This is a genomic window from Embleya sp. NPDC127516 (assembly GCF_044765325.1).
GTDB lineage: Bacteria > Actinomycetota > Actinomycetes > Streptomycetales > Streptomycetaceae > Embleya.
In genome coordinates, this window is record NZ_JBIWJT010000042.1 from 1 (window position 1) to 22,323 (window position 22,323).

General features: G+C 71.0%; 21 protein-coding genes and 3 pseudogenes. 10 read left to right on the plus strand and 14 right to left on the minus strand.

The features are described 5' to 3' along the window. Positions 1–216 precede the first annotated feature (216 nt). Together ACIRL2_RS45400 and ACIRL2_RS45405 are read left to right on the plus strand one after the other, a co-directional pair. Positions 217–768: a hypothetical protein gene (locus ACIRL2_RS45400; RefSeq protein ID WP_402240622.1), complete on the plus strand. Its 552-nt coding sequence runs from the start codon at positions 217–219 to the stop codon at positions 766–768. A 263-nt stretch (positions 769–1,031) separates the two neighbouring features. Then, positions 1,032–1,688, plus strand: a complete 657-nt coding sequence (locus tag ACIRL2_RS45405; RefSeq protein WP_402240625.1) for a transposase family protein — start codon at positions 1,032–1,034, stop codon at positions 1,686–1,688. A gap of 185 nt (positions 1,689–1,873) precedes the next feature. On the opposite strand, the gene ACIRL2_RS45410 is transcribed toward ACIRL2_RS45405, so the two are convergent. Both ACIRL2_RS45410 and ACIRL2_RS45415 read right to left on the minus strand, forming a co-directional pair. Next, positions 1,874–2,533: a hypothetical protein gene (locus tag ACIRL2_RS45410; protein WP_402240627.1), complete on the minus strand. Its 660-nt coding sequence runs from the start codon at positions 2,531–2,533 to the stop codon at positions 1,874–1,876. Positions 2,534–2,624: 91 nt separating this feature from the next. Continuing rightward, positions 2,625–3,176: a hypothetical protein gene (locus ACIRL2_RS45415; protein WP_402240629.1), complete on the minus strand. Its 552-nt coding sequence runs from the start codon at positions 3,174–3,176 to the stop codon at positions 2,625–2,627. A 313-nt stretch (positions 3,177–3,489) separates the two neighbouring features. On the opposite strand from ACIRL2_RS45415, the gene ACIRL2_RS45420 reads away from it, so the two are divergent. Continuing rightward, positions 3,490–6,195 carry an AAA family ATPase gene (locus ACIRL2_RS45420; protein ID WP_402240632.1) on the plus strand — a complete coding sequence of 902 codons (2,706 nt, stop codon included), beginning with the start codon at positions 3,490–3,492 and terminating at the stop codon, positions 6,193–6,195. Here ACIRL2_RS45420 and ACIRL2_RS45425 read toward each other — a convergent pair. From ACIRL2_RS45425 to ACIRL2_RS45435, 3 genes and pseudogenes are all read right to left on the minus strand, one after another. Further along, entirely contained in the window at positions 6,126–6,407 is a 282-nt protein-coding gene (locus tag ACIRL2_RS45425) for a hypothetical protein (protein WP_402240634.1), read from the minus strand. The two genes, ACIRL2_RS45420 and ACIRL2_RS45425, sit on opposite strands and share 70 nt — an antisense overlap. 194 nt (positions 6,408–6,601) lie before the next feature. Continuing rightward, positions 6,602–7,573 (minus strand): annotated as a pseudogene (locus ACIRL2_RS45430) (IS30 family transposase); the annotation flags it as partial. A 287-nt stretch (positions 7,574–7,860) separates the two neighbouring features. Continuing rightward, positions 7,861–8,117, minus strand: a pseudogene (locus ACIRL2_RS45435) (amidohydrolase family protein); the annotation flags it as partial. A gap of 229 nt (positions 8,118–8,346) precedes the next feature. On the opposite strand from ACIRL2_RS45435, the gene ACIRL2_RS45440 reads away from it, so the two are divergent. Beyond that, positions 8,347–8,766, plus strand: a complete 420-nt coding sequence (locus ACIRL2_RS45440; protein WP_402240636.1) for a hypothetical protein — start codon at positions 8,347–8,349, stop codon at positions 8,764–8,766. Positions 8,767–9,241: 475 nt separating this feature from the next. Here ACIRL2_RS45440 and ACIRL2_RS45445 read toward each other — a convergent pair whose 3' ends face one another. From ACIRL2_RS45445 to ACIRL2_RS45455, 3 genes are all read right to left on the minus strand, one after another. Beyond that, complete coding sequence (locus ACIRL2_RS45445) at positions 9,242–9,484, minus strand: bile acid:sodium symporter (protein WP_402240750.1); 243 nt, start codon at positions 9,482–9,484, stop codon at positions 9,242–9,244. A gap of 1,263 nt (positions 9,485–10,747) precedes the next feature. Then, positions 10,748–11,110: a hypothetical protein gene (locus ACIRL2_RS45450; protein WP_402240638.1), complete on the minus strand. Its 363-nt coding sequence runs from the start codon at positions 11,108–11,110 to the stop codon at positions 10,748–10,750. Between the two features lie 124 nt (positions 11,111–11,234). Continuing rightward, positions 11,235–11,369 carry a hypothetical protein gene (locus ACIRL2_RS45455; RefSeq protein ID WP_402240640.1) on the minus strand — a complete coding sequence of 45 codons (135 nt, stop codon included), beginning with the start codon at positions 11,367–11,369 and terminating at the stop codon, positions 11,235–11,237. A 141-nt stretch (positions 11,370–11,510) separates the two neighbouring features. Between ACIRL2_RS45455 and ACIRL2_RS45460 the strand changes: the two genes are divergently transcribed. From ACIRL2_RS45460 to dmpG, 6 genes and pseudogenes are all read left to right on the plus strand, one after another. Continuing rightward, positions 11,511–11,705: a hypothetical protein gene (locus ACIRL2_RS45460; protein WP_402240642.1), complete on the plus strand. Its 195-nt coding sequence runs from the start codon at positions 11,511–11,513 to the stop codon at positions 11,703–11,705. Continuing rightward, positions 11,654–12,412: pseudogene (locus tag ACIRL2_RS45465) on the plus strand (EamA family transporter); the annotation flags it as partial. The gene ACIRL2_RS45460 and the pseudogene ACIRL2_RS45465, both read left to right, overlap by 52 nt. 239 nt (positions 12,413–12,651) lie before the next feature. After that, positions 12,652–14,016 (plus strand): NAD(P)/FAD-dependent oxidoreductase, encoded by a 1,365-nt coding sequence (locus ACIRL2_RS45470; protein ID WP_402240644.1) that lies wholly within the window; start codon positions 12,652–12,654, stop codon positions 14,014–14,016. Then, positions 14,013–14,813 (plus strand): 2-keto-4-pentenoate hydratase, encoded by an 801-nt coding sequence (locus ACIRL2_RS45475; protein WP_402240647.1) that lies wholly within the window; start codon positions 14,013–14,015, stop codon positions 14,811–14,813. The genes ACIRL2_RS45470 and ACIRL2_RS45475 overlap by 4 nt, the downstream gene beginning before the upstream one ends. A gap of 73 nt (positions 14,814–14,886) precedes the next feature. Continuing rightward, the gene (locus ACIRL2_RS45480) at positions 14,887–15,819 is read left to right on the plus strand and encodes an acetaldehyde dehydrogenase (acetylating) (protein WP_402240649.1); all 933 of its coding nucleotides are present in this window, start codon (positions 14,887–14,889) and stop codon (positions 15,817–15,819) included. Further along, complete coding sequence (gene dmpG / locus ACIRL2_RS45485; protein WP_402240652.1) at positions 15,816–16,841, plus strand: 4-hydroxy-2-oxovalerate aldolase; 1,026 nt, start codon at positions 15,816–15,818, stop codon at positions 16,839–16,841. The genes ACIRL2_RS45480 and dmpG overlap by 4 nt, the downstream gene beginning before the upstream one ends. A 434-nt stretch (positions 16,842–17,275) precedes the next feature. On the opposite strand, the gene hcaB is transcribed toward dmpG, so the two are convergent. The 6 genes from hcaB to ACIRL2_RS45515 form a co-directional block, all read right to left on the minus strand. After that, positions 17,276–18,067, minus strand: a complete 792-nt coding sequence (gene hcaB / locus ACIRL2_RS45490; RefSeq protein WP_402240654.1) for a 3-(cis-5,6-dihydroxycyclohexa-1,3-dien-1-yl)propanoate dehydrogenase — start codon at positions 18,065–18,067, stop codon at positions 17,276–17,278. After that, positions 18,054–18,503 carry a bifunctional 3-phenylpropionate/cinnamic acid dioxygenase ferredoxin subunit gene (locus ACIRL2_RS45495; RefSeq protein WP_402240656.1) on the minus strand — a complete coding sequence of 150 codons (450 nt, stop codon included), beginning with the start codon at positions 18,501–18,503 and terminating at the stop codon, positions 18,054–18,056. Before ACIRL2_RS45495 ends, hcaB begins: the two co-directional genes overlap by 14 nt. 13 nt (positions 18,504–18,516) lie before the next feature. Further along, positions 18,517–19,062, minus strand: coding sequence for an aromatic-ring-hydroxylating dioxygenase subunit beta (locus ACIRL2_RS45500; protein ID WP_402240659.1), 546 nt, complete (start codon positions 19,060–19,062; stop codon positions 18,517–18,519). Next, positions 19,059–20,393 carry an aromatic ring-hydroxylating dioxygenase subunit alpha gene (locus tag ACIRL2_RS45505; RefSeq protein WP_402240662.1) on the minus strand — a complete coding sequence of 445 codons (1,335 nt, stop codon included), beginning with the start codon at positions 20,391–20,393 and terminating at the stop codon, positions 19,059–19,061. Before ACIRL2_RS45505 ends, ACIRL2_RS45500 begins: the two co-directional genes overlap by 4 nt. 16 nt (positions 20,394–20,409) lie before the next feature. Further along, positions 20,410–21,315, minus strand: a complete 906-nt coding sequence (locus ACIRL2_RS45510; protein ID WP_402240664.1) for a VOC family protein — start codon at positions 21,313–21,315, stop codon at positions 20,410–20,412. 100 nt (positions 21,316–21,415) lie between these two features. Then, on the minus strand, positions 21,416–22,264 hold the full coding sequence (locus tag ACIRL2_RS45515) for an alpha/beta fold hydrolase (RefSeq protein ID WP_402240666.1): 849 nt from the start codon (positions 22,262–22,264) through the stop codon (positions 21,416–21,418). Positions 22,265–22,323: the final 59 nt, after the last annotated feature.

The window sequence follows — 22,323 nt, forward strand, 5'->3', positions numbered from 1 at the left end:
GAGCGGCAGGTCAGCGTCGCCGACGCATCGCGGAAGCGATCGGCCAACAAGTCGGTACGGACGGCCAACAGGCTCGTCCTCGGGGTCCGGGACTGGTGAGCGCTTACGACTTGGTGCGCGATTGCGGCGTTCGCGATCTCTGTGGTCTGATGCCGAGCTCCCGTCGCGTTGGTAGGGGCATGACCTTCACAGGTCCGACAGTTGGAGGATCGTCCCTTGGCGCACCGGTTCCACCCTGACTGGATCGTCCCGAGCAGCGTTCACCATTACCTTCCCGACAACCATCGGTTGGCCGGCTGTCTCCTTGGGCAGCGCCTTCGAGCCGTGACGCGGCTTCTCGATGTTCCCGTCGAGGACGAGCCACGCCTTGGGTACGGGCCGGCGCTCTTGACCGGTCACGATGGTGAACAGTGGCTGATTGATACCGAGGAGTCCAAAGCCAACGTCCTGTTCATTTCGGATGTCACAAAGACCCTGGCCAACTCCCGCCGGTACTCCGGCATGACGATCCAGGTGCCGATAGCCGAGCCGATCCCCAGCCATCCGTTGCGAAGCCTGGTGACCGAGGCGGTCGCAGCGGTGGAGGTGATCAGCCGCGATCCCGAGGAGGGAGTCCCCGACTCTTTCGCGATGTGTGGGGTGCGGCTCACGACGCCTGGCGGCACACAGATCTGCGTCGGAACGCACCTGACGGACTTGATGATCAGCGAAGTGGCGTTCCGAACGCCGGCGGAGGTCGGTCCTGGTCTGTGCTACGCCCCACTGTGAACCGGCCTTCCCGGGCGCAACCCGTGGGGCGGCCGAGGGTGCCGCCGGCATCGTCCCGTCACCTGCATGGAACAATGACGCCGTGTCGTCAGGATGGGCCGAGCGGCTTGGTCGCATCGAGTCTGTACCGGGATCCCGCGTCGGCGGCCTGCCAAGCTCATCGCCAAACTTCCGAGCCTTGGACCGCACAACAGGAATCCCGATTGCACACGCGCCGTTGGCGTACTCGCCGGCGGGCCGCGGGAGCAGGGCCACACCACGAGTTGGTCTTCACCGACCGGGTCATCGCCACCCTGGTCATCCTGCGCTTGCAACTTCCGCACGACGCGCTCGCCCATGTCTACGGCGTGGACCGCTCCACGGTCACCCGCGCAGTGCACGAGATCCGCCCTCTGCTCGCCGCCCGTGCCTTCACCGTTCCAGGCCATCGCAACCTGCGGCTCCGCACCCTGGCCGATGTCTTCGCCTACGCCGCATCCCACGGCGTGGAACTGCGGATCGACGGCACCGAGGTCCGAGTGCGCCGCCCTCGGGCGAACAGTCCAGGCAGTAGAGAGTTCGTCTCAGGCAAGATGCGGCAGAACACCAAGAAAACCACCATCATCAGCGATGAGAAGGGCCGCACCCTGTGGACCGGGGCCTTCCGGCCCGGTCGACAACACGACCAGACCGCGCTGAAGACCGAGGGCATCTGTGACCTGTTCGAGCAATTCCCCCAGGTGAAGGCCAAGGTCGATGCCGGGTACCGGGGACTGGCCAAGCAGTTCCCCGACCAGGTTGAAGCCCCGCCGTTGAAGTCGAAGAAGGACGCCACCGCAGACGACACAGCACCCTGGGCTACGTCAGCCCGGCCGCCTTCGAGGAACAAACAGTCAAGACGGATATGGTGTCACTGGCCGCATGAAACCCCGTGTCCATGATCCGGGGGAAACCTCAAGCCTCTGCAAATCCTCGACAACGAGGGCTTCACGCTGGACGCAGAACAGCACTGTCGACCACTACCTGTCCACCCAAAGCGGAACTCAGCACCAGGAAGTGGCCCGAACACCGAGGCGACCCGAACACCGGGGTGGCGAACCGGTGATCGGGTCGTCCGATCACTCGGTCAGACGTTGTGGACTCGGAAGCGGGAGACCGTGAAGTCGGTGGGGTCTCCCTCGTCGTGCACCCAGCTGAAAGAGACCTGGAAGCCGTCGTCGGTCGAGCCGAACTCGAAGTTGATATGCCCCTGTTCGTTGCCGTTCTTGGCCGCGACGTCGAAGCCCGCGGTTGCCCCCGCGCCCACCGGAGCGGCTTGCGGGATCGCCGCTTTGCCGTCGAGGTCGTTGGTCGTGGTGCTGGTGCCTTCGTAGAGCAGTTGGGTGCCTCGGTAGTCCAGCGTGCCGTCAGCGTTCGGCCTGACCTCGATCCTGGTTTCCAGGCGCACTTCGCCGCCGCAGAAACTGTCCCGTCGACTGGCGGTCCACTGGCCGACTGGCGCCTGCAGGTCGTACCAAAAGTAGTCGCCGCCGCTGCCCTCGCAGCGCGTGTAGGTGCTGCCGCCCTCGTGGTCGTACAGGTTCACCCAGCCCTCCAGGCCGACATGCCGGTAGACTACCGGCGTGGTCGTGCCGCCTCCCGTGCCGCCGCCCCCGCCGCCGCCCGGCTCGCAGTCCTGGCAGCGCTCCGCCGACGCGGAGCCGATCGTCAGCGCGCCCATCGCCAGGCTCGTGCTTGCCGTGAGCACAGCCGCCTTGCGCATCCGCCGCCAAAGCTTGTCTCGCATGGTTCCGTCCCCCTCGTTCGGTGGGTCTCGCTCAGCCGTTCTCTGGTTTGGTGGGTCCCGCTCGGAAGTACTCTCGTTCGGTGGGTCCCGCTCAGAAGTTCTCGATGGTGATGTCCGACCTGCCGTCGTCGGCGGCACCCTCGCCGCTGTGCACGTAGACGTTCGCCCCACCGGACCCGCCCACCGCGATGGTCGGCAGGATCTTGCTCGCCTCGCCGTCCAGGTCCTGCGTTTGGTAGTTCGTCCCCTCGAACAGCTTGAGGCGCACTACCGCCTGCATCGTTCCGTCGGCCGCCGGAAAGACGTCCACATACGTCTCCAACCGCACTTCGCCGCCGCAGAAGCTGTCCCGTCGGCTCACCGTCCACTGGCCGATCGGCGCGGCCAGTTCGTACGCGAAGGCGTCGGTGCAGTGCTTGTTGTCGCCGAATATGCCCTCCGCGTCGGTCGTCGCGACGGAGCCGGTCAGCCGGACGTGGCGGGTGGGTCCGGTCGATCCGGCACCACCGCCGCCCCCGCCGCCGCCCGGCTCGCAGTCCTGGCAGCGTTCCGCGACGGCGGTGCCGACCGTGAGGGTGCCGGCCGCGACCACCGTGATCAACGCCAAAGGCGCCAACCGGCGGGTAAGTCGTCTCGCGTTCACATCTGTGTCCTCTTCGATGACGTCGCGCCGAGCGGATCGGCCCGACGAGCGGTATGGAATGCCGTGACCTCGGAAGGCACTTGGTCGACCGGTCCTCGGCACGGCTACTGTCAACCGGGCCGCCCCGCCGCACACAGAGTGGTCCGCTACTCCATTTCGCCGCGACGCATACTCCATGAAGCCGCCGACCCGTCGAACGAACGCGGTCCCCATGGGCGCGAATTCGTGCGGCAGCGAGCCGGGGCCGGCATGCTGCCGAGAGCGTGTCCGTCTCGCGGGCCGTGGCCGGGGGGCCTATACGACGGGGGTCACGATGGACATCGCTCCGGGAGACGCGTGCCTGCCGTTCGTGGGCCGCGATGTGGAACTGGGCGAGCTGGACCGCGCGTTACGCGCGTCCACCTGCATCGGCACCGTGATCACGGGGGCGGGTGGGATCGGCAAGAGCCGTCTCGTCGAGGAATTCCTCGGTCGGTCCGCCCGTGGCGGTGATCCGGCAGACGTCCGCCCGCCAAGGGCGGGGGCGGGGGCTGCCTCTCGGCGTCGGCACATCGTACGGGTGCGGGCCACCCGAGCTTCGGCGTCGGTGGCGTTGTCGGCGCTGACCCCGTTGCTGCCCCACGGCGCGCGCCCGGAGGAGCCCGCGGCGTTCTTCCGGCAGGTGCGCGACGAACTGGCCGCGCGCCGGGCGGCCGGAGCGGGCCGGCCGGTGGTCGCGATCGACGATGTCCACCTGCTCGACGCCTCCTCGTCCGCGCTGCTCGCGCTGTTGCTGGCCGAAGACGTGATCTTCCTACTGGCCACGCTGCCCGACGGCGCCGATTGGCCCGACCCGTTGCGCTCGCTGTGGCGTCGCGGCGCGTTGCGGCATGTGGCACTGCCCGCGTTGGACATCGGGCAGGCCGGCGCCCTGCTCCGCGCCGCCCTGGGCGCGCCCATCACCACGGTCGCCGTCCGCGCGCTGTGGACGTCTGGCCAGGGCAACCCGCTCCACCTCCGCGAGGCGCTGCGCGCCGCGATCGCGGAGGATCGGCTGGGCCCGGCCCACGGCATCTGGTGCCTGAAGCGGCCCTTGGCCGACTCGCTGGAGGGCGTCTCGTTCGACGAACGGATCGACCTGCTGTCCCCCGACCGGCGGGCCGTCCTCGAACTCCTCGCGCTGTGCGGCCCGATCGCGCTGTGCGACCTGCCGCCGGAGACCCCGGCCGACGCGCTGGCCGACCTGGAGGCGGCGCACCTGGTGGGTCTGCGCCGCGACGACCGTCGGGAACGCCTCGCGCTCGCCCAGCCGGCCCACGCGCCCGTCCTGCGGGCCGGCGTGGGCCGACTGCGCGCCCGCGCCATCCTGTTGGGGCAGGCCGCGCGGCTACGGGCGCACGGGGCGCATCGCACCGGCGACGCCCTGACCCTCGCCTGTTGGGAGTTGGCCGCCACCGGCACCGCCGACAGCGAACTTCTGGTCCGCGGCGCCGCCGAGGCTCTGGGCGCCGGCGACGTGGAGACCATGTGCCGATTGGCCCGAGCCGCCCTGCGGCATGGACCCAACGTGCGGGCCGGGGTGATGCTGGGCGAAGCGCTGGGACAGCGGGGCGAGTTCGCCGAGGGCATCGCGGTCCTGGAACAGACCTTCGCCGCGGCCCGGGGCGCCGACGCCCATCCGGCCGGACTGGCCCTGGCCGTGCACCACTTCTATGGGCCCGGTGACCTGCCCCGCGCGCTGGCCGTACTGCGCGAGACCGCTCGTCGGGCCGGTCCCTCCCCGGCGCTGTCCGCGTGGACCGCGACCATCCTCGGCGCGACGGGGCAAGTCGCGCGGGCCGGCGACGAACTCGACGCCGGCCCCGGCCTCGGCGCCGACGATCGGCCGGGGCCGGACTTGGTCCTGCATCTCCAAGCCCGCCTGCGCGTCGAACTCGCCCGCGCGCGGCCGGAGGACGCGATTCGCACGGCCCGCGCCGCGTACGCCGCGCACCGCGAACTCACCGACCGTACCGAGGTCTTCTATCCCGCCCGTAGCTCGTACCTGGTTGCCTGGGCGCTCTTGGAGGCCGGGCGCCTCGACGAGGCCGAACGGGTACTCATCGAGGGCTTGGACGAATTGCTGCGCGCACCGGTCCCGGCGCTGGTCGTGTGGTTCGGCTGGGTACACGGCCGGATCGCGCTGGATCGCGGGCGCCTACGGCTGGCCGCCACACTCTTCGCAGAGGCCCGCGCCCAGGCCCATGTGCAGGGCCACCGATTCGCCGAGCAGCGCGCGCTCGCCGGCCTGGTCCTGGCCCGGGCCCAAGCCGGCCAGACCGGAGCGGAGGCGGACGAGCTCGCTCTGACCGTCGCCGACGGCGAAAGCGCGCTGTGCGGGTGGGACACCAGGCGCGCGTACGCCTGGGCGCTGCACTGCCGCGGGTACGCGGACGAGGCTCACGCGGTCCTGCGCGCCGGCGCCGCCTCGGCGCGCGACCGTGGCGATCCGAGCGCGGCCCTCACCCTCGAACACGACCTGGTCCGCTGGGGCGACCGGGCAGCGGCGATCCGCGTGATCGCGTCGGCCGACGTGGTCCAAGGCCCGCACGCCGCGGCTCGCGCCGCCCATGCCCGCGCGGTCGCCACTGCCGACCCGCACGCGCTGAGCGCCGTGGCGGACCAGTGGGCCGCCCATGGCGCGGTATTGCTCGCGGCCGAGTGCCTGGCCCGGTCCGCCCGATTCCGCCGACACGCGCACGACGCACGCGCGGAAGCGGCGGCTCGACGCGCCGAATCGCGGGCATTTCTCCTGGTCGCAGAGTGCGAGGACGCGGCGACGCCGGCATTGGCGACCCTGTCCACCGCCGCGAGCCTCAGCGTCCGCGAGCATCAGATCGCCCTCCTGGCCGCGCAGGGTCACACCAGCAGGGAAATCGCCGCGACGTGCGGGCTGTCGATTCGCACCGTCGACAACACGCTGGGCCGCGCCTACCGGAAGGTCGGCGTCCGCGACCGCCACGGCCTGCGCTCGATCCTGCCCACCGCAAGGACTACGTGAAGCCTGCGCAGGACGTCCATCAGCGAGACGAGGAACCTGGCGATCTCGGACGCGATCGTCACCGGCATGAGGGCGGGGCCGGTGGCGATCCCGAGCGAGTTGCCCATGACCCTGTCGATCACCGCGATCGTTGAGTTCAGGGCTCGTTCCAGGGCGTCGCACCAGCGCGAACCGCTCTGGTCCGCCTCCCACACCTGGATACTCGCGATCATGAGATCACCGCTGGACTGCTTGTCCGGGAACACCTTCTCGGCGGCATCACCTGCTCCGGGTCGGTGAACTCGAACCCGGACGAGGCGGGGCGCACGAGGGCGTGGTCGTAGGAGTCGCCCACCGAACCCATCGAGGCGGCAACTCCCGCCCGCAGAGGACACGTTGTCAGTTTGGTCGCGTGTACTGCTTGGGTTCAAGGGGTCGTTGCAACACCGCTTGCTTGCAGTGAGCGTAGATGATCGTTGAGGGCCTCGGCGGGAGTTCGCCAGTTGAGTGTCTTGCGGGGACGGCCGTTGAGTGCGGCGGTGACGGCCTCGAGCTCGTCGACGTTCCAGCGGGACAGATCAGTGCCTGGGGAAAGTGCTGACGCAGCAGTCCGTTGGTGTCCTCGTTCGTGCCGCGCTGCCACGGGCTGTGCGGGTCGGCAAAGTAGGCCAACAGTTTGTCTCACAACGGAGTAGCGTGTCTCGGGCGAGTTCCTTGCCGCGGTCCCAGGTCAGCGATCGGCGTAGTGCCGCGGGCAGCTCGATGAGCCTGGCTGCAATCGCATCCTTCATCGCCTCGGCGCCACAGCCGGCCGGCGCCGGGCCGTTGTTCACCCGCGGTTGGACGCCGTAGCCCTCCATGCGTGGCAGGTGCAGCAGCACCATGAACCGCGTCGTGCGTTCCGCGAGCGTGCCGATCGCGGACCGGCCCGTGCCGATGATCAGGTCGCCCTCCCCATGGCCCGGAACCGCCCGGTCGTCGGCCTCGGCGGGCCGCTCGCCGATCATCACGTCGGAGGTGACGTGCCCCGCGGGGCGTCGTCGGGAACGGGCTCGCGGAACGCGAAGCGCCCGACCGGTGCGCAGAGAGGCGACCAGCTCGCACCGCAGTGCTCCGCGCCCCTCGACGAACAGCGCCTGATGGATCGCTTCGTGCGACATGCGCACGGACTCGTCCTCGGGGAAGTCGACCTCGAGCCGGTGGGCGATCTGCTCCATGCTCCAGGCCGTCACCCACCTACGGCCCTGCCGGTGCAGCTTGTTGCGGCCCTTCCACCGTGCCCTCCCCGGCCCCGGCCCGGTGTTTCGTCGGGCCGGTGGACCCGGCCCGAGAGTCGGTCCCGCACGTACTCGCGAAGCCGCTCGTTCCCGGCCGGCTTGGCGGCCTTGGGGCGCCGCGCCGGGCCCGGGCGTTGCCGCCGTCCGCGGAGTGGGGGTGATGGAGACCGACAGGATCCGGATGGCGGTGTCGGGGTGCTCCATGGCTTCCAGCGTGGCCTCGGCACTCCGGGGCGCACGGGCGCCGGGCGCGGGTTGTTTCCCCGCCGGGGCGGCGACCGCGCCGCCGAAGCGGTAGGCGTGGACGTCGATGCGGTGGGCGGGCATGGCTCGGTCGCCTCGCTGTGTGAAGGAAGAGAGGAACGGGCACGGCCGGGCCTTCGGGCCCGACCCTCGATCCGGTGGGCTCTCAGGCGGCCATACGGGTTCCGCGGCCCACACGGCGCGGGTGTTGAGGGTGTCGGTGATGGTGGTGGGGGCGCCGTCGGCCAGGAGCACGTCGGCGCGCAGGCCGTCGGCGATGCGACCGCGGTCGGAGAGGTGGAAGCGTCGGGCAGTGGTGGCGGTGGCCGCGTGCGGTGCCGCTGCGGGGGTCGGGCCGGCTTCGACGCGGTGCTGCGGTTCCTGGTGAACGCCGGCGCCGTGGGCGAGGTCGCCGAGGAACGGCATGGGCTGGGTGAATGGTCTGGTTGTCCAGCGCACTCGCGCGCCTCGATGCCCGCTCCCCCGCTGCACAACCTGCCGTGTCTGCGGCGGGCGCTTCGACGCCCGGGAGTCCACCCGCACGGCGTCGCGGCGACGATGCGCCGGGCCGGCCGCACTCGCGAGGCGCTGCCGCAGGGGCCACTGTGGGAGCAGGGGACCCCGCACCACCGCCTCGCCGAGGAGGCCCACGATGACTTCGCATGCGCAGACAGACGCCGGCCGAACCACCGAAAACGGTTCCCCATCGGGTTGGACCGCGTTCGCCTCGGTGATGATGATGATCGGCGGAGCGCTGGCGGTCTTCCAGGGAATCGCCGCCATCGCGAAGGACGACGTCATCGTCGCAACGCGTAATTATTCCTTCGAATTCAACACCACCGGCTGGGGCTGGATCCACCTGCTCCTGGGAATCGTCATCGGCCTGGCCGGCATCGCCCTGCTCTTCGGCGCCGTCTGGGCCCGCATCATCGGTGTGATCCTGGCTGGGCTGAGCGTGATCGCCAACTTCACGTGGCTTCCCCACTACCCACTGTGGTCGATCGTGGTGATCGCCATCGATTTCGCCGTTATCTGGGCGCTGTGCACCGGCCCGCAACGGAGCACCCGGTAGATCGAGGCCCGGCCCCGTCCCCCATTGCGGCCGATGCCGTCGACCGCCGTATTCCGGCGCTGTCGAACAGTCACCGCGCAGGCGAACAGTCACCGCGCAGGGCGGTCGGGACGCAGCGGGACAGCGCTTCCTGGTGCATCCGGTCCTGCGAGGCGAGCACGGCCGGGTAATCCGCCTGCCCGGCGGTGTTGATCCGGCCGATCATCAAGGCCGCGGCGGGGGCGCGTCGATGCGCCGGACCCCTTCGGGGAGGCTTGCCGTCCCACCTTGGAGCACACCGCGAAGGCGCCCGCACCTCCTCCCGTGGTCCTGCCTCCTGGAGAGGCCAAGACGTCCGTCCAGCCCGGCCGCACTCCCGACGGCCACCCCGGCGGGGCCGGGAGAGTCGACGCCACAAGACGGGCAGGGGCTGCGGCCACGGATTCCCGAAACGACACGCCCGGGCTTCGCGTGTCGGCGCGCCTTGGGACACAGTTCAGGGGTACTCGCCCGCGAGGTCGCCGGCTCGGGCACGATCGGTGTTCCCGGTGGGACGCGCGCTCGCTTCGGTGGCGGAAGGTCCCGACGGGACCGGTACGTGACCAAGGCCGCGGACGCCGTCCGGACGTCGTGCCCAGCGGCCGGACAGTACGGAACAGACGATCGGTTGCAGTTGGTGATAAAGCATCAGTGGCATGATCGTGAGTCCGGCGCGGGCGCCGAACAGGACCGCCGTCATCGACAGGCCGGCGGCCCGCCACACTCGTTCTTCCGTCCGGCACGGCCGCTCCTTCGTCGTGGGTCATGCCCGGGGCCGAGGGCACTGTGTCGAGGGCGAACAGGACTCCGACGACTTTGAGGTCCACAGCAGGCAGGTTCGCCGAGGCGGCCCGTACCGTCGTTCCCGCGCGAAGGGGAAGGTCGGCGTGTACCGCCGCGGCCAGTACCAGACCCCCCGCCCGCAGGCCCCGCGCGCCGAGGCTGTTCAGCCGCCTGGCGAGCCAGACGAGCGGACGGAGAGGATTCCCCAGCACGGCTCGGCCCTTCCCCGTGGCTTCCGTCGTGCCGTCGATGCTGACGACCAGTTCCTCGTCGGCCGGAACGGAGCGGGATCGTCACCCCTGTGACCACGCGCGCGCAGGAGGCGTTGTCCGCCACGCTGTCGGCCAGCGTGAGCCGCCGGCTGTCGAACCGCGTGTCGATCACTTCAAGGGCCAGGAGTACCTCCGACACCGCGCTCCGGGCGTCCGCCTCGGTGACATCCGGACCCTTCCGGCGAGGACGTCGGAGCCTGGCTCCGCCGGCAACGACGCGGCGCGGGGAGTCTGACGCCGGCGCAGCGGGCGGCATTGGCCGAGGTCGGCGTCGACCTCACCGAGCAGGACGCCCAGCCCGCTGCGCCGGCGTCGGCGGTGAGAGCGGACCGGTGGACGCTCACCCTCGCCGCGGCGACGGCGTTCCGGGAGCGGGAGGGGCACCTGACGGTGCCACGCAAGCACTTCGAAGCGGTCGAACACGGCGGCGAACACACCAGGTCAAGCTCGGCGTCGCCCTCGCCAACGCCCGGCAACGGCGGGCCACATACCCGCCCGAGCGGCTCGAGGCGCTCACCGCGCTCGGCATGAGGTGGACGTGAGTTCGGGCGTCGGGGGGTGGGTTCGCGAGCGAGGTGGGCGCCCCGATCGCATCTTCCTCGATCGGGACGTCCGTGCCGCACGCTGCCGGGTCGGTGACCGGGATCGGTTCACGTTCGGCGGCGCACACGCGTGATCTCGTTGTGGGGGATTCGCCCGTCTCGGCCGGATGTACGATCCGGGCCGGCGGCGAAGTCGTTCTTTGAGGGCGCGTCCGTTTCTCGGGGTGAAGTTCCCGCGCCCGGCTCCAGGTTGCCGGCACGGTGGGTGGGTGCCGTTCGCGGGGTCCATACATTCGCTGTCGGCGGCTGTGCGGGCTGTGCCCCGCGACGGATGAAGGGGAAGGCCGGCGACCCATGGACGATTCGTCACGCCTCGCCCCGTCGGATCCGGTCGGCGATGACCTCGATCTGCCGGTCGAACAGGCGGTCCATGGTCGCCATCAACTGCGGGTCCAGGTCCGGGCGCGGCAGGCCGGGCGCGAGGTCGTTCAGACCGACGTGATGGCCGGGGGTGTGGAGGCCTTCGAGGCGTTCGAGGGCGAAGGCGTTCAGGTTGGTGTTGAGGGTGCGGTTGATGGGTTCCATCGCGGGGTCGGGTGGGCGGTGGGTGGCGAGGAGACGGAGGTACATCGCGCAGTGTTCCTCGTCGGGTCGGGCCGCGGCCTCTTCGGTCATCACCGCCTGGCAGGTGACGCCTTCGTCGTTGGTGAATTCTCGGATCACCCACATGTCGGGTACCTCCCAAGATCAACGGACCGGGAACGGTACTCCGCACCTGTGACAAGGGGAAGAGGTTCGTCGTTTGAGGGGCGGGGGTGAGGCTGGTTCCGCGCCCCTTCGGCGCGCTGGAGCCTTACGAGTGCGGGTCGGGATCGGGTTCGGGGTCGAGGTCACGAAGGTAGGTGTATTGGCCGGGGCTGTGGAGGGTGGCCAGGACGGGCTCGGGGACGTTGGCCCAGGGCCAGGGCGACTTCGGCGGGTCGGGCACGGGTGTCTCGCCGTCGTCGCCGTCCCACAACCGGCCGTAGGGGTCCGGGATCGAGCCCCATCCGAACTAGGGGAGCGGTCGGTCCGGGACGATCCCCACATTCCTTTCCAGGTCCACGGGTTCGGTGGCCACCGTGCACTCGTGCCGCCAATTGTCGCCGAGGTCGAAGACGTACTCGAAGTCGGTGCCCGGGGTGAGGACTTCACCGACGAGGGTGGTGTCGGCGTCGAGGGCGTCGTCGATGAAGTCCGCGCCGTAGCGGTGCTCGGTGGCGGTGCGGCCGGTCCGCAGCGCAATGGCGGCCGGTGCTGGGGTTGGCGCTGGTATTCGCCGTGATGAACCTGTCCCTGTACACGGCCATCGATCGCATCGGGCTCGGACTGGCCGTCACGTTGGAGTTCCTCGGCCCTCTGACGGTGGCGCTGGCCGGTTCTCGACGCCGGATCGATGCCCTGTGCGCGTCGGCCGCCGCCGCCGCGGTCGTCGTGCTCGCCCGCCCCTCTCCTTCGACCGACTACCCGGGCGTCGGCCTGGCACTGCTGGCCGCGGCGTGCTGGGGTTGCTACATCCTGCTCAACCGCGCCGTCGGCCGACACCTGCCCGGTCTGGAGGGCTCGGCCGCCGCTGCGGCCGTCTCCGGCGCGCTCTACGTCCCCGTCGGAGCCCTGGTGCTCTGGCAGCGTCCGCCCACCCCGGCCGCCCTCGCCGGCGCGCTGGCCGCCGGAGTCCTGTCCTCCGCGGTGCCGTTCCTCGCCGATCTGCTTGCTCTCCGGCGAGTCCCGGCGCACTCCTTCGGGGTGTTCATGAGCGTCAACCCGGTCTTCGCCGCACTGGTGGGTCTCGTCGTCCTCCACCAGCACCTCGATGCGGCCGCGTGGGCAGCCATCTGGGTGATCGTCGGCGCCAACGCCGTAGCCGTCACGACAACCTCCTCCGCTCCCGCCAAGGGCACGGTTGGGTACGCCGGAACCACACCACGGGATGACCTCCCGACCCGGACACGCGCCCGGAAAAGCGATCCTGCTCCCGCGGACCGATCGTGAGCGTCCGCACCCGTCCGGTCGGCGGGGGCGTCCGCTCCTGCGGAGGCCAATCCCTCGTCGTCCCCGGCGATCGGTCGTCGCCACCGAGCCTGCCGGCCGGGGAATCGCAACGGTTGATGGGCCGCTGCGCCGGCCCGAGGCCGTGTCCCGGTCGCCGGAACGGTCGACGGTGCGCGCGCCGGTCCGTTCGTAGCCTTGCGGCCTCCGTCCCGTGGGGTGCGGAGAGAACGGAGTCACACATGGGCGACGAGACGCTTCACCATGTCATCGTCGGAGGGAGCGCGGCCGGTATCTCCGCCGCTCTCGCGCTACGCCGGCACGGCTTCGCCGGACGCGTCACCGTCATCGAGGCAGGCGGCGAACTCCCTTACGAGCGACCGCCGCTGTCCAAGGCATTGGCCGGCGGCGAGCACACCTTCCTGCATGCGATCCTGCCTCGGCAGGCGTACTCCGAGCACCGCATCACCCTGCTGACGGCCACCCGCGTCCTGGCTCTGCACCCCGAACGCCGGGCCGTCGAGCTGGACGACGGGCAGACGCTGTACGCCGATCGGGTCCTGCTCGCCACCGGCGTGCTCCCGCGCACCCTGCCGGTGCCCGGCGCCGAACTACCCGGCGTGCTGACCCTGCGCGATGTCCGCGACGCCCGAGCGCTCGCCGCCCGCCTGCGCGCGGGCGGGCCGGTGGTCGTGGTGGGCGGCGGCTTCATCGGTCTGGAGGTCGCGGCGGTCGCGCGCGAGGCCGGCCTGGACGTCACCGTGGTCGAGACGGGCGCCCGGCCGCTGGAGGGGCCGCTCGGCCCGGTGTTGGCCGCGCGGGTGAGCGCGCTGCACGAGCGGGCCGGGGTGCGGCTGCGGACCGGGGCGTCGGTGACCGCGTTCACCGGCGAGACCCATGTCACCGGGGTTAACCTCACCGGCGGACAGTTGTTGCCCGCCGCGACCGTGGTGGTCGGCGTCGGGGTACGACCCGACACCGCGCTCGCCGAGGCGGCCGGGGTGTTGTGCGACAACGGCATCGTCGTCGATCGGCACTGCCACACCAGCGTGCCGTGGATCCTCGCCGCCGGCGACGCCACCAATCAGCCGCATCCGCACCTGCCCACCCGGGGTCGGATCGAACACTGGGACAACGCCGTGCAGCAGGGCGCGGTCGCCGGCGCCGTGCTCGCGGGTGTCCTGGAGAGCCACACCGCACTGCCCTACTTCTACTCCGAGCAGTACGGCCGGACCCTGCAGATGTACGGACGCCCGGCCCCCGGCGACGAGTTCGTCCTGCGCACCGAGGCCGCGAACGCGGTGGACCCGGTGGACCCGGCCGAGACGGGCGAGCCGGCGGACGGCGGTTTCCTCGGGTTCTGGACCCGCGACGGCGTCCCGGTCGCCGCCGCCGGCCTGGACCGTGCGCGTGAACTGCGCGCAGCGCGCACGCTCATCGAGCGCCGCGTGCCGGTGCAGGCGGCCGCGCTGGCCTCCCCCACGACCGACCTGCGGGCCCTGGCCAGACCCTCTGCGGCACCGGGCCCGTTGGCGGCTCGGCTGCGATCCCACCCCGAGACCCGATCGCCGCGCTCGGGCAGCGCGAGCGGCAAGGAGGCGTCGTGACCGAGCACCCCAGCGACCCGCGGATCGCCCGCGTCGCGGACCTCCTGTACGAGGCCGACCGTGCCGGGAGGGCCATTCCGCCGATCCGCACCGAACTCCCGGACACCGATCCGGCCGCCGGCGGCTACGCCGTGCAACGCCACAACGTCGCACGATGGATCGCCGAAGGCCGCCGCCCGGTCGGCTACAAGATCGGCCTGACCTCCGCCGCCGTACAGCGGCAACTCGGAGTCGACCAACCCGACTTCGGCACCCTCTTCGCCGACATGGCCTACGTCGACGGTGCCGAGCTGCCGTTCACCGGCCTGATCCGGCCGCGCGCCGAGGCCGAGGTCGCCCTGGTCCTGGAGCGCGATCTGGACCTGGGCCGGCACACGATCGCCGACGTACTGCGGGCCACCGCGTTCGTGCTGCCCGCGCTGGAGATCGTGGACAGCCGCATCGCCGACTGGGACATCGCACTGGTGGACACGATCGCCGACAACGGCTCCTCCGCGGCGTTCGTCCTGGGCACCGTCCCGGTCTCACCCGCCGCGGTGGATCTGGCCGGATGCGTGATGACGCTGACCCGCGGCGGCGAGGCGGTCTCCTGGGGTACCGGGACCGACTGCCTGGGCCACCCGCTCAACGCCGCCGTCTGGCTGGCGGACACCCTCGGCGCGCTGGGCACACCGCTGAGCGCGGGCGACATCGTGCTCACCGGCGCCCTGGGCCGGATGACCGCCCTGGGCGCCGACGACCACCTCACCGCGCACATCACCGGCCTCGGGTCGGTCGGCATACGGACCGGGAAGTGACCTCGTGACGAACTCCGGCAAGGCAGCAGCTGCGACAACGACGACGGCCGGGGAAGGGCCCTCTGCCCCGCCGGTGAAGGTGGCGATCATCGGATCGGGCAACATCGGCACCGACCTGATGATCAAGGTGCTGCGCACCTCGTCCGTCCTGACCATGGGCGCCATGGTCGGCATCGACCCCGACTCCGACGGCCTGGCCCGAGCCCGCCGACTGGGCGTGCCCACCACCCCCGACGGCGTCGACGGGCTGCTGGCGCTGCCCGACTTCGACGAGATCGCGGTGGTCTTCGACGCAACCTCCGCCCGCGCGCACCACCACCACGACGCGCTCCTGCGCGCGCACGGCAAGCGCGTGATCGACCTGACGCCCGCCGCGATCGGGCCGTTCGTGATCCCGGCAGTCAACCTGGACGCACACCTCGCGTCGCCGAACGTGAACATGGTGACCTGCGGTGGCCAGGCCACCGTGCCCATCGTCGCCGCCGTCGCCCGCCGGGCCCCGGTGATCTACGGCGAGATCGTCGCCTCGATCTCCTCCCGATCGGCCGGCCCCGGCACCCGCGCCAACATCGACGAGTTCACCGAGACGACCTCGCGGGCCATCGAACGGGTCGGCGGCGCCCGGCGCGGCAAGGCCATCATCGTGCTGAACCCCGCCGAGCCGCCGCTGATCATGCGGGACACGGTGATCTGCCTGACCGAGGACGGCGATCCGGCCGAGATCGCCGAGTCGGTGACCAGGATGGTCGCCGACGTGGCCGCGTACGTACCCGGCTATCGGTTGCGCCATCCCGTGCAGATCGACCCGGTGGACGCGGACCTGCGGGGCCGGCTGCGGCCCGACGAGGCGGACCGGGCCCGCTGGAAGGTCACCGCCCTGCTCGAGGTCGAGGGTGCGGGCCACTACCTGCCGGCGTACGCCGGAAACCTCGACATCATGACCTCCGCCGCGCTCCGGGTCGCCGAACGCGTCGGCGTCCTCGCCTTCGAAGGGCCTGTCGTATGACCCCCCGCCTGTACATCCAGGACGTCACCCTGCGGGACGGCATGCACGCCGTCGGCCACCGCTACCGGCTGGACACCGTCCGTGCCATCGCCCGCGCGCTGGACGCCGCCGGCGTCGACTCGGTCGAGATCGCGCACGGCGACGGCCTGGCCGGATCCAGCTTCACCTACGGGTTCGGCGCCCACTCCGACGACGAGTGGATCGCCGCGGCCGTCGCCGAACTCCGCTCGGCCACGCCCGCCACACTCATCCTGCCCGGCATCGGCACCGCCGACGATCTGCGCCGCGCGCACGCGCTGGGCATCCGCTCGGTGCGCGTGGCCACCCACTGCACCGAGGCCGACATCGCCGCCCAGCACATCGCACTCGCCCGCGAACTGGGCATGGACGTCTCGGGGTTCCTGATGATGTCGCACCTTGCCGAGCCGGACCGGCTGGCCGGTCAGGCCAAGCTGATGGAGTCCTACGGAGCGCACTGCGTGTACGTCGTGGACTCCGGCGGGCGGCTCACCATGGACGGCGTCCGGGACCGGGTCCGCGCCTACCGCGACGTGTTGCACGACACGACCGCGATCGGCATCCACGCCCACCACAACCTGGCCCTGGCGGTGGCCAATTCGGTCGTGGCCGTCGAGGCCGGAGTCACCCGGGTGGACGCCTCGCTCGCCGGACAGGGAGCAGGCGCGGGCAACTGCCCGATCGAGGCGTTCGCGGCGGTCGCCGACCTGCACGGCTGGTCGCACGGCTGCGACCTGTTCGCGCTGATGGACGCGGCCGACGATCTGGTGCGCCCGTTGCAGGAACGACCGGTGCGGGTGGACCGGGAGACCCTCACCCTGGGCTACGCGGGCGTGTACTCCTCGTTCCTGCACCATGCCGAACGTGCCGCCGCCCGCTACGGCCTGGACACCCGGGACGTGCTGGTCGAAGTAGGCCGGCGCGGCCTGGTCGGCGGCCAGGAGGATCTGATCGTCGACGTCGCCCTCGACCTGGTCGACGCCCGCTCGGCCACGACCGTGTAGCCGCCGGCACCCAACCGAGGGCCGTGCCGACCCGATCGATCCACGCGTCCTCCCACACACCGAAGGCCGCCCGCCCGCGACTGCCATCGCGGGCGGGCGGCCTTCGCTTGCGCGGCCTGCGACGTATCGGTGTGGCCACGCGCTCCGTGGCGCGCCGTACCGGGCGTCCCGGCGTGGCCGGCGCGGGCCCCGAGTCGAGCCGGTGTGGCCGACAGGCTGCGGCATCCGACGACACACGGATCGTGAAGCACCATTCCCGGGCGTGGTCTGCTCCGTCCCGCAGGGGAACCCGGGCGCCCACGTCGCCGCCCGCGCAGGGCCGACCCCGGGCCGACCGACCGCGCACGTGCGTCGACCAGCGTGCCGGTTCGGCACGCTGGTCGACGTGTTCGGTTTCCTTCATCCGCGGCGGTTCGCCCGGCCTGCGCTCCGGGCTACCTGTGCCGGCGCGGGATGCCGGTGGTGCTGATGTCGATCACGGCTCCGGTCGTGGTCGCCGACTCCCGCGCGGCAAGCAACACGTACGGTCCGACGCCGTCCTCGGCGCGTACCGCGACGCCGAGCGCGGACTGTTCGGTCACGATGCGGTCGATGGGAATCTCCCGGGCGATCGTGGTGTCCGCCAGTCCCATCGCCTTCGGACCGCTGAGGCCGGTCGCCATCGGGCCCGGGGCGACCGCGTTCACCCGGATGTCCGGAGCCAGTTCGTAGGCGAGCTGGCGCACCAGTCCCAGCCCCGCGTGCTTGGCCGCGGTGTACACGGGCCCGCCCCCGGGTCCGGGGTAGAACGAGGCGTTGGACAGGGTGAACACGATACTGCCGCGCGAGCGGCGCAGCAGGGGCACCGCGGCCTTCGCGCCCAGCAGGTAGCCCTTGACGTTGACCGCGAACAACTCGTCGAAGCCGGCGGCCAGGACGTCGGCGGGCGTGTCGGTCAACGATCGGGCGAAGTCCCACAGTCCGGCGTTGCCGACGAGGGTGTCCAGGCCGCCGAATGCTTCCTCGGCGCACGCGCACGCGCGCTCGTGAGACTCGTAGCGGGTCACGTCGCCGACCACGGTACGGATCGAATCGCCCAATGTGGTGGTGAGGTCGGCCAACCGCTCGGCGGACCGATCCAGCACGACCACGCGCGCGCCCTCGGTGACGAAGCGCTCGACGACGGCCCGGCCGACGCCGGATCCGCCGCCGGTGACCAGGATGGACGAACCCTCAAGCCACCCCATGGCCGGCCCCTTCCGCGTCCCGACCGCCCGTGTCCACGCCGACCGGGTGCGAACCGCCGGCATCGGTGCCGATCGTGCCCGGGCATCGGCGCTCGCTCAAGGTGTCCTCGCCCCGGGCGATGCGCACATACACCTCCGTCCCGTCGACCCGCACCTCGTGCGTGGCCAGCGGCCGGTACGCCGGTGCGGCGAGCGCCGCGCCGGTGCGCAGGCAGAACTTGGCCAGGTGCAGCGGGCATTCCACCGCGCCGTCCTCCACCCAGCCGTCCGCGAGGGAGAAGTCCTCGTGGGTGCAGGTGTCGTCGACACAGAAGAACTCGCCGCCGGACCGGAACACCGACACCGGCGGGGTGGTCTCCAGCCGCAGGGCCTGGTCCTCGGGGATCTCGTCGACCCGACCGGCTCGGATCCACGGCTCCCGGATGTATTCGCTCATAGGAAGAGTCCGCTCACAGGAAGATGCTGATGCTCGGGGCCAGAAGCGTGGTGGTGTCCAGCACGATCCGGCGTCGGGCGATGTGGAATCCCGGCTCCTGCGGGACGCGGCGCAACAGGTCGGTGCGTTCGCCGAAGAAGGTGTCGTGATGGCGTTCGGCCCGGCTGCGCAGGACGTGGAAGTTGGCCCGGACCTCGAACTCGCCGGTGTCCAGCAGGGTGGGCCGGATGTTGGTGATCAGCCGGCGGGTCCGGGAGGGGGGTTCCTCCGACCACGAGCGGCCGGAGGCCAATCGGCGTACCCGGCCGGTCAGGAATGCCTTGTCGTCGTCGAAGAAGGCCGCGCCGTCCGGACCGGCGACCTCCAGGTCGCGTTCGCGGACGGTTCGGGTGGTCCGGGTCGGCAGCCAGTAGTGGATGTCGTCGTCGAAGAGATCCAGCCAGTCGTCGAACCGCTGGTCGTCAAGGAGTTCGGCCTCCAGGTAGAGGAAGCGCTCGATGTCGTACCGGGTCTCGAGGTCGACGCTGCGTCGTTGTGGTGGGGTGGCGGTGTTGCTCATGCGAGGTGCGCCTCCTGGTCCCGCTGGTGTCGGGCCTTGTCCCGCTCGGTGATCTCCGGCCAGCTCAGGCCGGACATCAGGTCGGCCCAGCGCCGGTACATGCCGCGGGCGGCCATCTCGGTGTACATGTCGTCGGTGACCCGGCCGGGCATACCGTCGGTGCCGTGGCGTTCGTGGCCCAGGCCCATCTGCGCGTTGAAGGTGGTCTTGCGGGCCTGGTGGCCGCGCAGGACCTGCTGGATCTCGGTCCAGTTCTCGCCGTCGTCGGTCTCGAAGACGCCGGCGGCGCTGAAGGTGCGGATGGTGCTGGTGCGGACCGCCTGCTTGGCCCGCTCGTCGGCGTCCTTGGGCAGGTAGGTCCAGGACCAGACCTCGATCTGGCCGGGTCCGCGCGGGTGCCAGACCCGCATGGTGTTGTTGATGGTCAGCCAGGAGAAGTTGGGGAAGACGGTGTTGTGGCCGTTGACGGCGAGCGCGCGCTGTTCGCCGATGCGGCGGTAGATCTGTTCGCGGTTGGCCACGACCCAGGCGTCGAAGTCGGGTCCGGCCTGGGTGGGTACCAGGTCGGGGCGCAGTCCGAAGCCGGAGCCGTGGCCGTTGCCGGCGTACTGTCGGCCGGGTGCGGCGGCGCTCTGTTGCTGGAACTCGGCGAGCACGGCGGGGTCTTCGATCAGGGCTACGAGGGCGGAGGCGTGCGAGGACGGCACGTGGTACATGTCGCTGGCGAACTGCTCGGCGGCGAACTTCCAGTTGCAGTCGATGACCCATTTGGTGGCGCCGGGTACCAGGGTCAGGCCCGCGTCGTAGCGGTCGGCGAGGGCGTCGAAGTACCAGAGCATGTCGCCGAGATAGTCCTCGAAGGAGGGTGCGCTCTCGTCCCAGGTGCCGAAGATGAAGCCCTTGTGGTTGTGCAGGCGCGGCACCTGCGTGGGGCCCCACTTGGACTTGTCGATCTCGTCGTGGTAGGCGCGGTCCTGCATGGGCACGTTGACCAGTTCGCCGGCCAGGTTGTAGCCCCAGCCGTGATAGGTGCAGGTGAACGCGCGGGCGACGCCCTCGTCGGCGCGGCAGATGCGCATGCCCCGATGCCGACACTGGTTGAGGAAGGCCTTGACGGAGCCGTCGCGTTGGCGGACCACCAGGACCGGGTCCTCGGCCATGTAGGTCTGCACGAAGCTGCCCGGCCTGGCAAGTTGGGTGTCGTGCGCGAGGAAGAGCCAACTGCGGGCGAAGACCCGTTCCAGTTCGGCCTGGTAGACCTCGGGGTCGGTGTAGATGCTGGGGTTGATCAGCCCATGGTCGGGCTGGACCAGTTCGGTGACGTCGAACATGACGGGCCTTTCTCGGTCAGTCGGTTCCGGGGCCGGGCGGGGTGGCGAAGCGGTGGCCCCAGGTGCTGGGCGACTCGTAGTGGCTGACGGTCCAGTCCCGGTCGTCGATGACCCGGCCGTTGTAGCCGTATTCGATGTCGAAGCCGGAGGGGGTGCGGACGTAGAAGGAGGTCATCCGGTCGTTGCTGTGTTCGCCGATGGACAGCGGGATGGGGAGTTCCTGTTCCTGGACGGCGTCCAGGGCACGGCCGACGGCTTCCAGGGTGTCGACTTCGAGCATCAGGTGGCCCAGGCCCGAGGCCGGTGCGCCCGGGAGCGCGGCGAAGGCGATCGAGTGGTGCCGGGGGTTGCAGTGCAGGAAGTGGGCGGACTGCGGGCCGAACGCGATCGTGTCGGAGAGCTTGAAGCCGAGGTGCTCGGTGTAGAAGGCGGCGGCCTGCGCGACGTCGTCGGCCAGCAGGAAGGTGTGGCCGATCCCGATCTCGCCGGCCGCCGTCTCGCCGGCGACGAAGGTGACGCCGCGCGGCGAGGCGAAGCCGGATTTGTCGACGGTCGGGCCCCAGTACGCCTCGACGGTGTTGCCGGTCGCGTCACGGAACGCGATCAGGGCGCGGACCCGGCGGCGTTCGGCCAGGTCCGGGTCCTCGTGCACCTCGATGCCCCGCGAGCGCAGCGTGTCGGCGAGGGCTTCGAGTTGCTCGGCCGACCTGACCTCGAGGCCGAGGGCGACCAGGGATTGCGGGCCGGCGGGCTCGCCCGCCTCGATCGCCAGCCGCCAGGAACGGCTGTCGGTCTTGAACAGGAGGGTGTCCGGGTCGGCCGAGGGGGCGGGCTGCAATCCGAGGATCTCGGGGCCGAACCGTCGCCATTCCTCCAATGGGCCTCGTACGACGACGTAGCCCAGGGCGCTCACGATGCTCATGGTCTGGTCCTGCTCCCTTGTTCGGGGGATGGCGGTGCGGAGGAGGGGGGCGGTGGGACGCTTGCGGGTGGGTCAGCGGCGCACCGGCGCCGCTCGGGGCTTACAGTGCGCCGGCGAGGAACGCGCGGGTGACGGCCTGGAACCGGTCGGCCTGTTCGATCTGCGCCCAGTGGCCGCAGTGCGGGACCAGGTACAGGCGGGCGTTGGGGATCCGGCGGGCGAACCACTCGCTGCCCTCCGGCGGGACCATCACGTCCTCGCGACCGTGCACCAGCAGCACGTCGTTGGGGATCCGCTTCAGTGCGATCTCGGGCAGCCCGGGACCGGCGCCCGGTGCCATGGCGAAGGTCTGCCGGTGCGAACGTTCCACCTCGGGGCGGATCGCCACCGCCAGGCGCTCCTCGGCGATGGCGTCGAGCCGGTCGCCGAACAGCTTGGGGTCGTACAGCATGAACGAGATCAACTCGGCCATCGACCGCGCGGTGGGGTCGTCGTAGAAGGTGATCAGCCGCATGATGGCCGGCTGCGGTGTGGTCGCGTTGCCCGCGCCGGCGGCGCCCATCAGCACCGCCTTGCCGAACCGTTCGGGAGCGCGGACCAACAGGTGCAGCGCGAGTGCGCCGCCCAGCGAGTTGCCGACGAGGTGGACCCGCTCCAGGCCCAGTTCGTCGAGCAGGCCGAGGCAGGCCGCGACGTTCTGCCGCAGGCGGGAGCCGGGCGGGGTGTTCTCGGGGTGGCTGGAGTCGCCCCACCCGACCTGGTCCACGACCAGGCAGTCGTAGGTGTCGGACAGGGCCTCGATGGTGCCGGCGAAGTTCGACATGCCGGTGGCGCCTGGACCCGAGCCGTGCAGGAAGAGGATCGTCTCGGCGCTGCCCTGGCCGGCGCGGTTGACCCGGAGGGTGTGCTCTCCCACCGTCACATCGGACGTGACGATCGTGTTGCTCATGTGTTGGGCTCCTGTCGGGTGGGTCGCCTGGATGTCGCGTGGATGCCCTCGCGCGGGAC

What these genes read in the sequence shown, in the direction of transcription:
- ACIRL2_RS45510 (WP_402240664.1), bottom strand. Translation starts at nt 21,315, where the DNA reads ATGAGCATCGTGAGCGCCCTGGGCTACGTCGTCGTACGAGGCCCATTG.
- ACIRL2_RS45425 (WP_402240634.1), bottom strand. Translation starts at nt 6,407, where the DNA reads ATGATCGCGAGTATCCAGGTGTGGGAGGCGGACCAGAGCGGTTCGCGC.
- dmpG (WP_402240652.1), top strand. Translation starts at nt 15,816, where the DNA reads ATGACCCCCCGCCTGTACATCCAGGACGTCACCCTGCGGGACGGCATG.
- ACIRL2_RS45470 (WP_402240644.1), top strand. Translation starts at nt 12,652, where the DNA reads ATGGGCGACGAGACGCTTCACCATGTCATCGTCGGAGGGAGCGCGGCC.
- ACIRL2_RS45440 (WP_402240636.1), top strand. Translation starts at nt 8,347, where the DNA reads ATGACTTCGCATGCGCAGACAGACGCCGGCCGAACCACCGAAAACGGT.
- ACIRL2_RS45445 (WP_402240750.1), bottom strand. Translation starts at nt 9,484, where the DNA reads ATGACGGCGGTCCTGTTCGGCGCCCGCGCCGGACTCACGATCATGCCA.
- ACIRL2_RS45420 (WP_402240632.1), top strand. Translation starts at nt 3,490, where the DNA reads ATGGACATCGCTCCGGGAGACGCGTGCCTGCCGTTCGTGGGCCGCGAT.
- ACIRL2_RS45500 (WP_402240659.1), bottom strand. Translation starts at nt 19,062, where the DNA reads ATGAGCAACACCGCCACCCCACCACAACGACGCAGCGTCGACCTCGAG.
- hcaB (WP_402240654.1), bottom strand. Translation starts at nt 18,067, where the DNA reads ATGGGGTGGCTTGAGGGTTCGTCCATCCTGGTCACCGGCGGCGGATCC.
- ACIRL2_RS45410 (WP_402240627.1), bottom strand. Translation starts at nt 2,533, where the DNA reads ATGCGAGACAAGCTTTGGCGGCGGATGCGCAAGGCGGCTGTGCTCACG.
- ACIRL2_RS45450 (WP_402240638.1), bottom strand. Translation starts at nt 11,110, where the DNA reads ATGTGGGTGATCCGAGAATTCACCAACGACGAAGGCGTCACCTGCCAG.
- ACIRL2_RS45515 (WP_402240666.1), bottom strand. Translation starts at nt 22,264, where the DNA reads ATGAGCAACACGATCGTCACGTCCGATGTGACGGTGGGAGAGCACACC.
- ACIRL2_RS45495 (WP_402240656.1), bottom strand. Translation starts at nt 18,503, where the DNA reads ATGAGCGAATACATCCGGGAGCCGTGGATCCGAGCCGGTCGGGTCGAC.
- ACIRL2_RS45505 (WP_402240662.1), bottom strand. Translation starts at nt 20,393, where the DNA reads ATGTTCGACGTCACCGAACTGGTCCAGCCCGACCATGGGCTGATCAAC.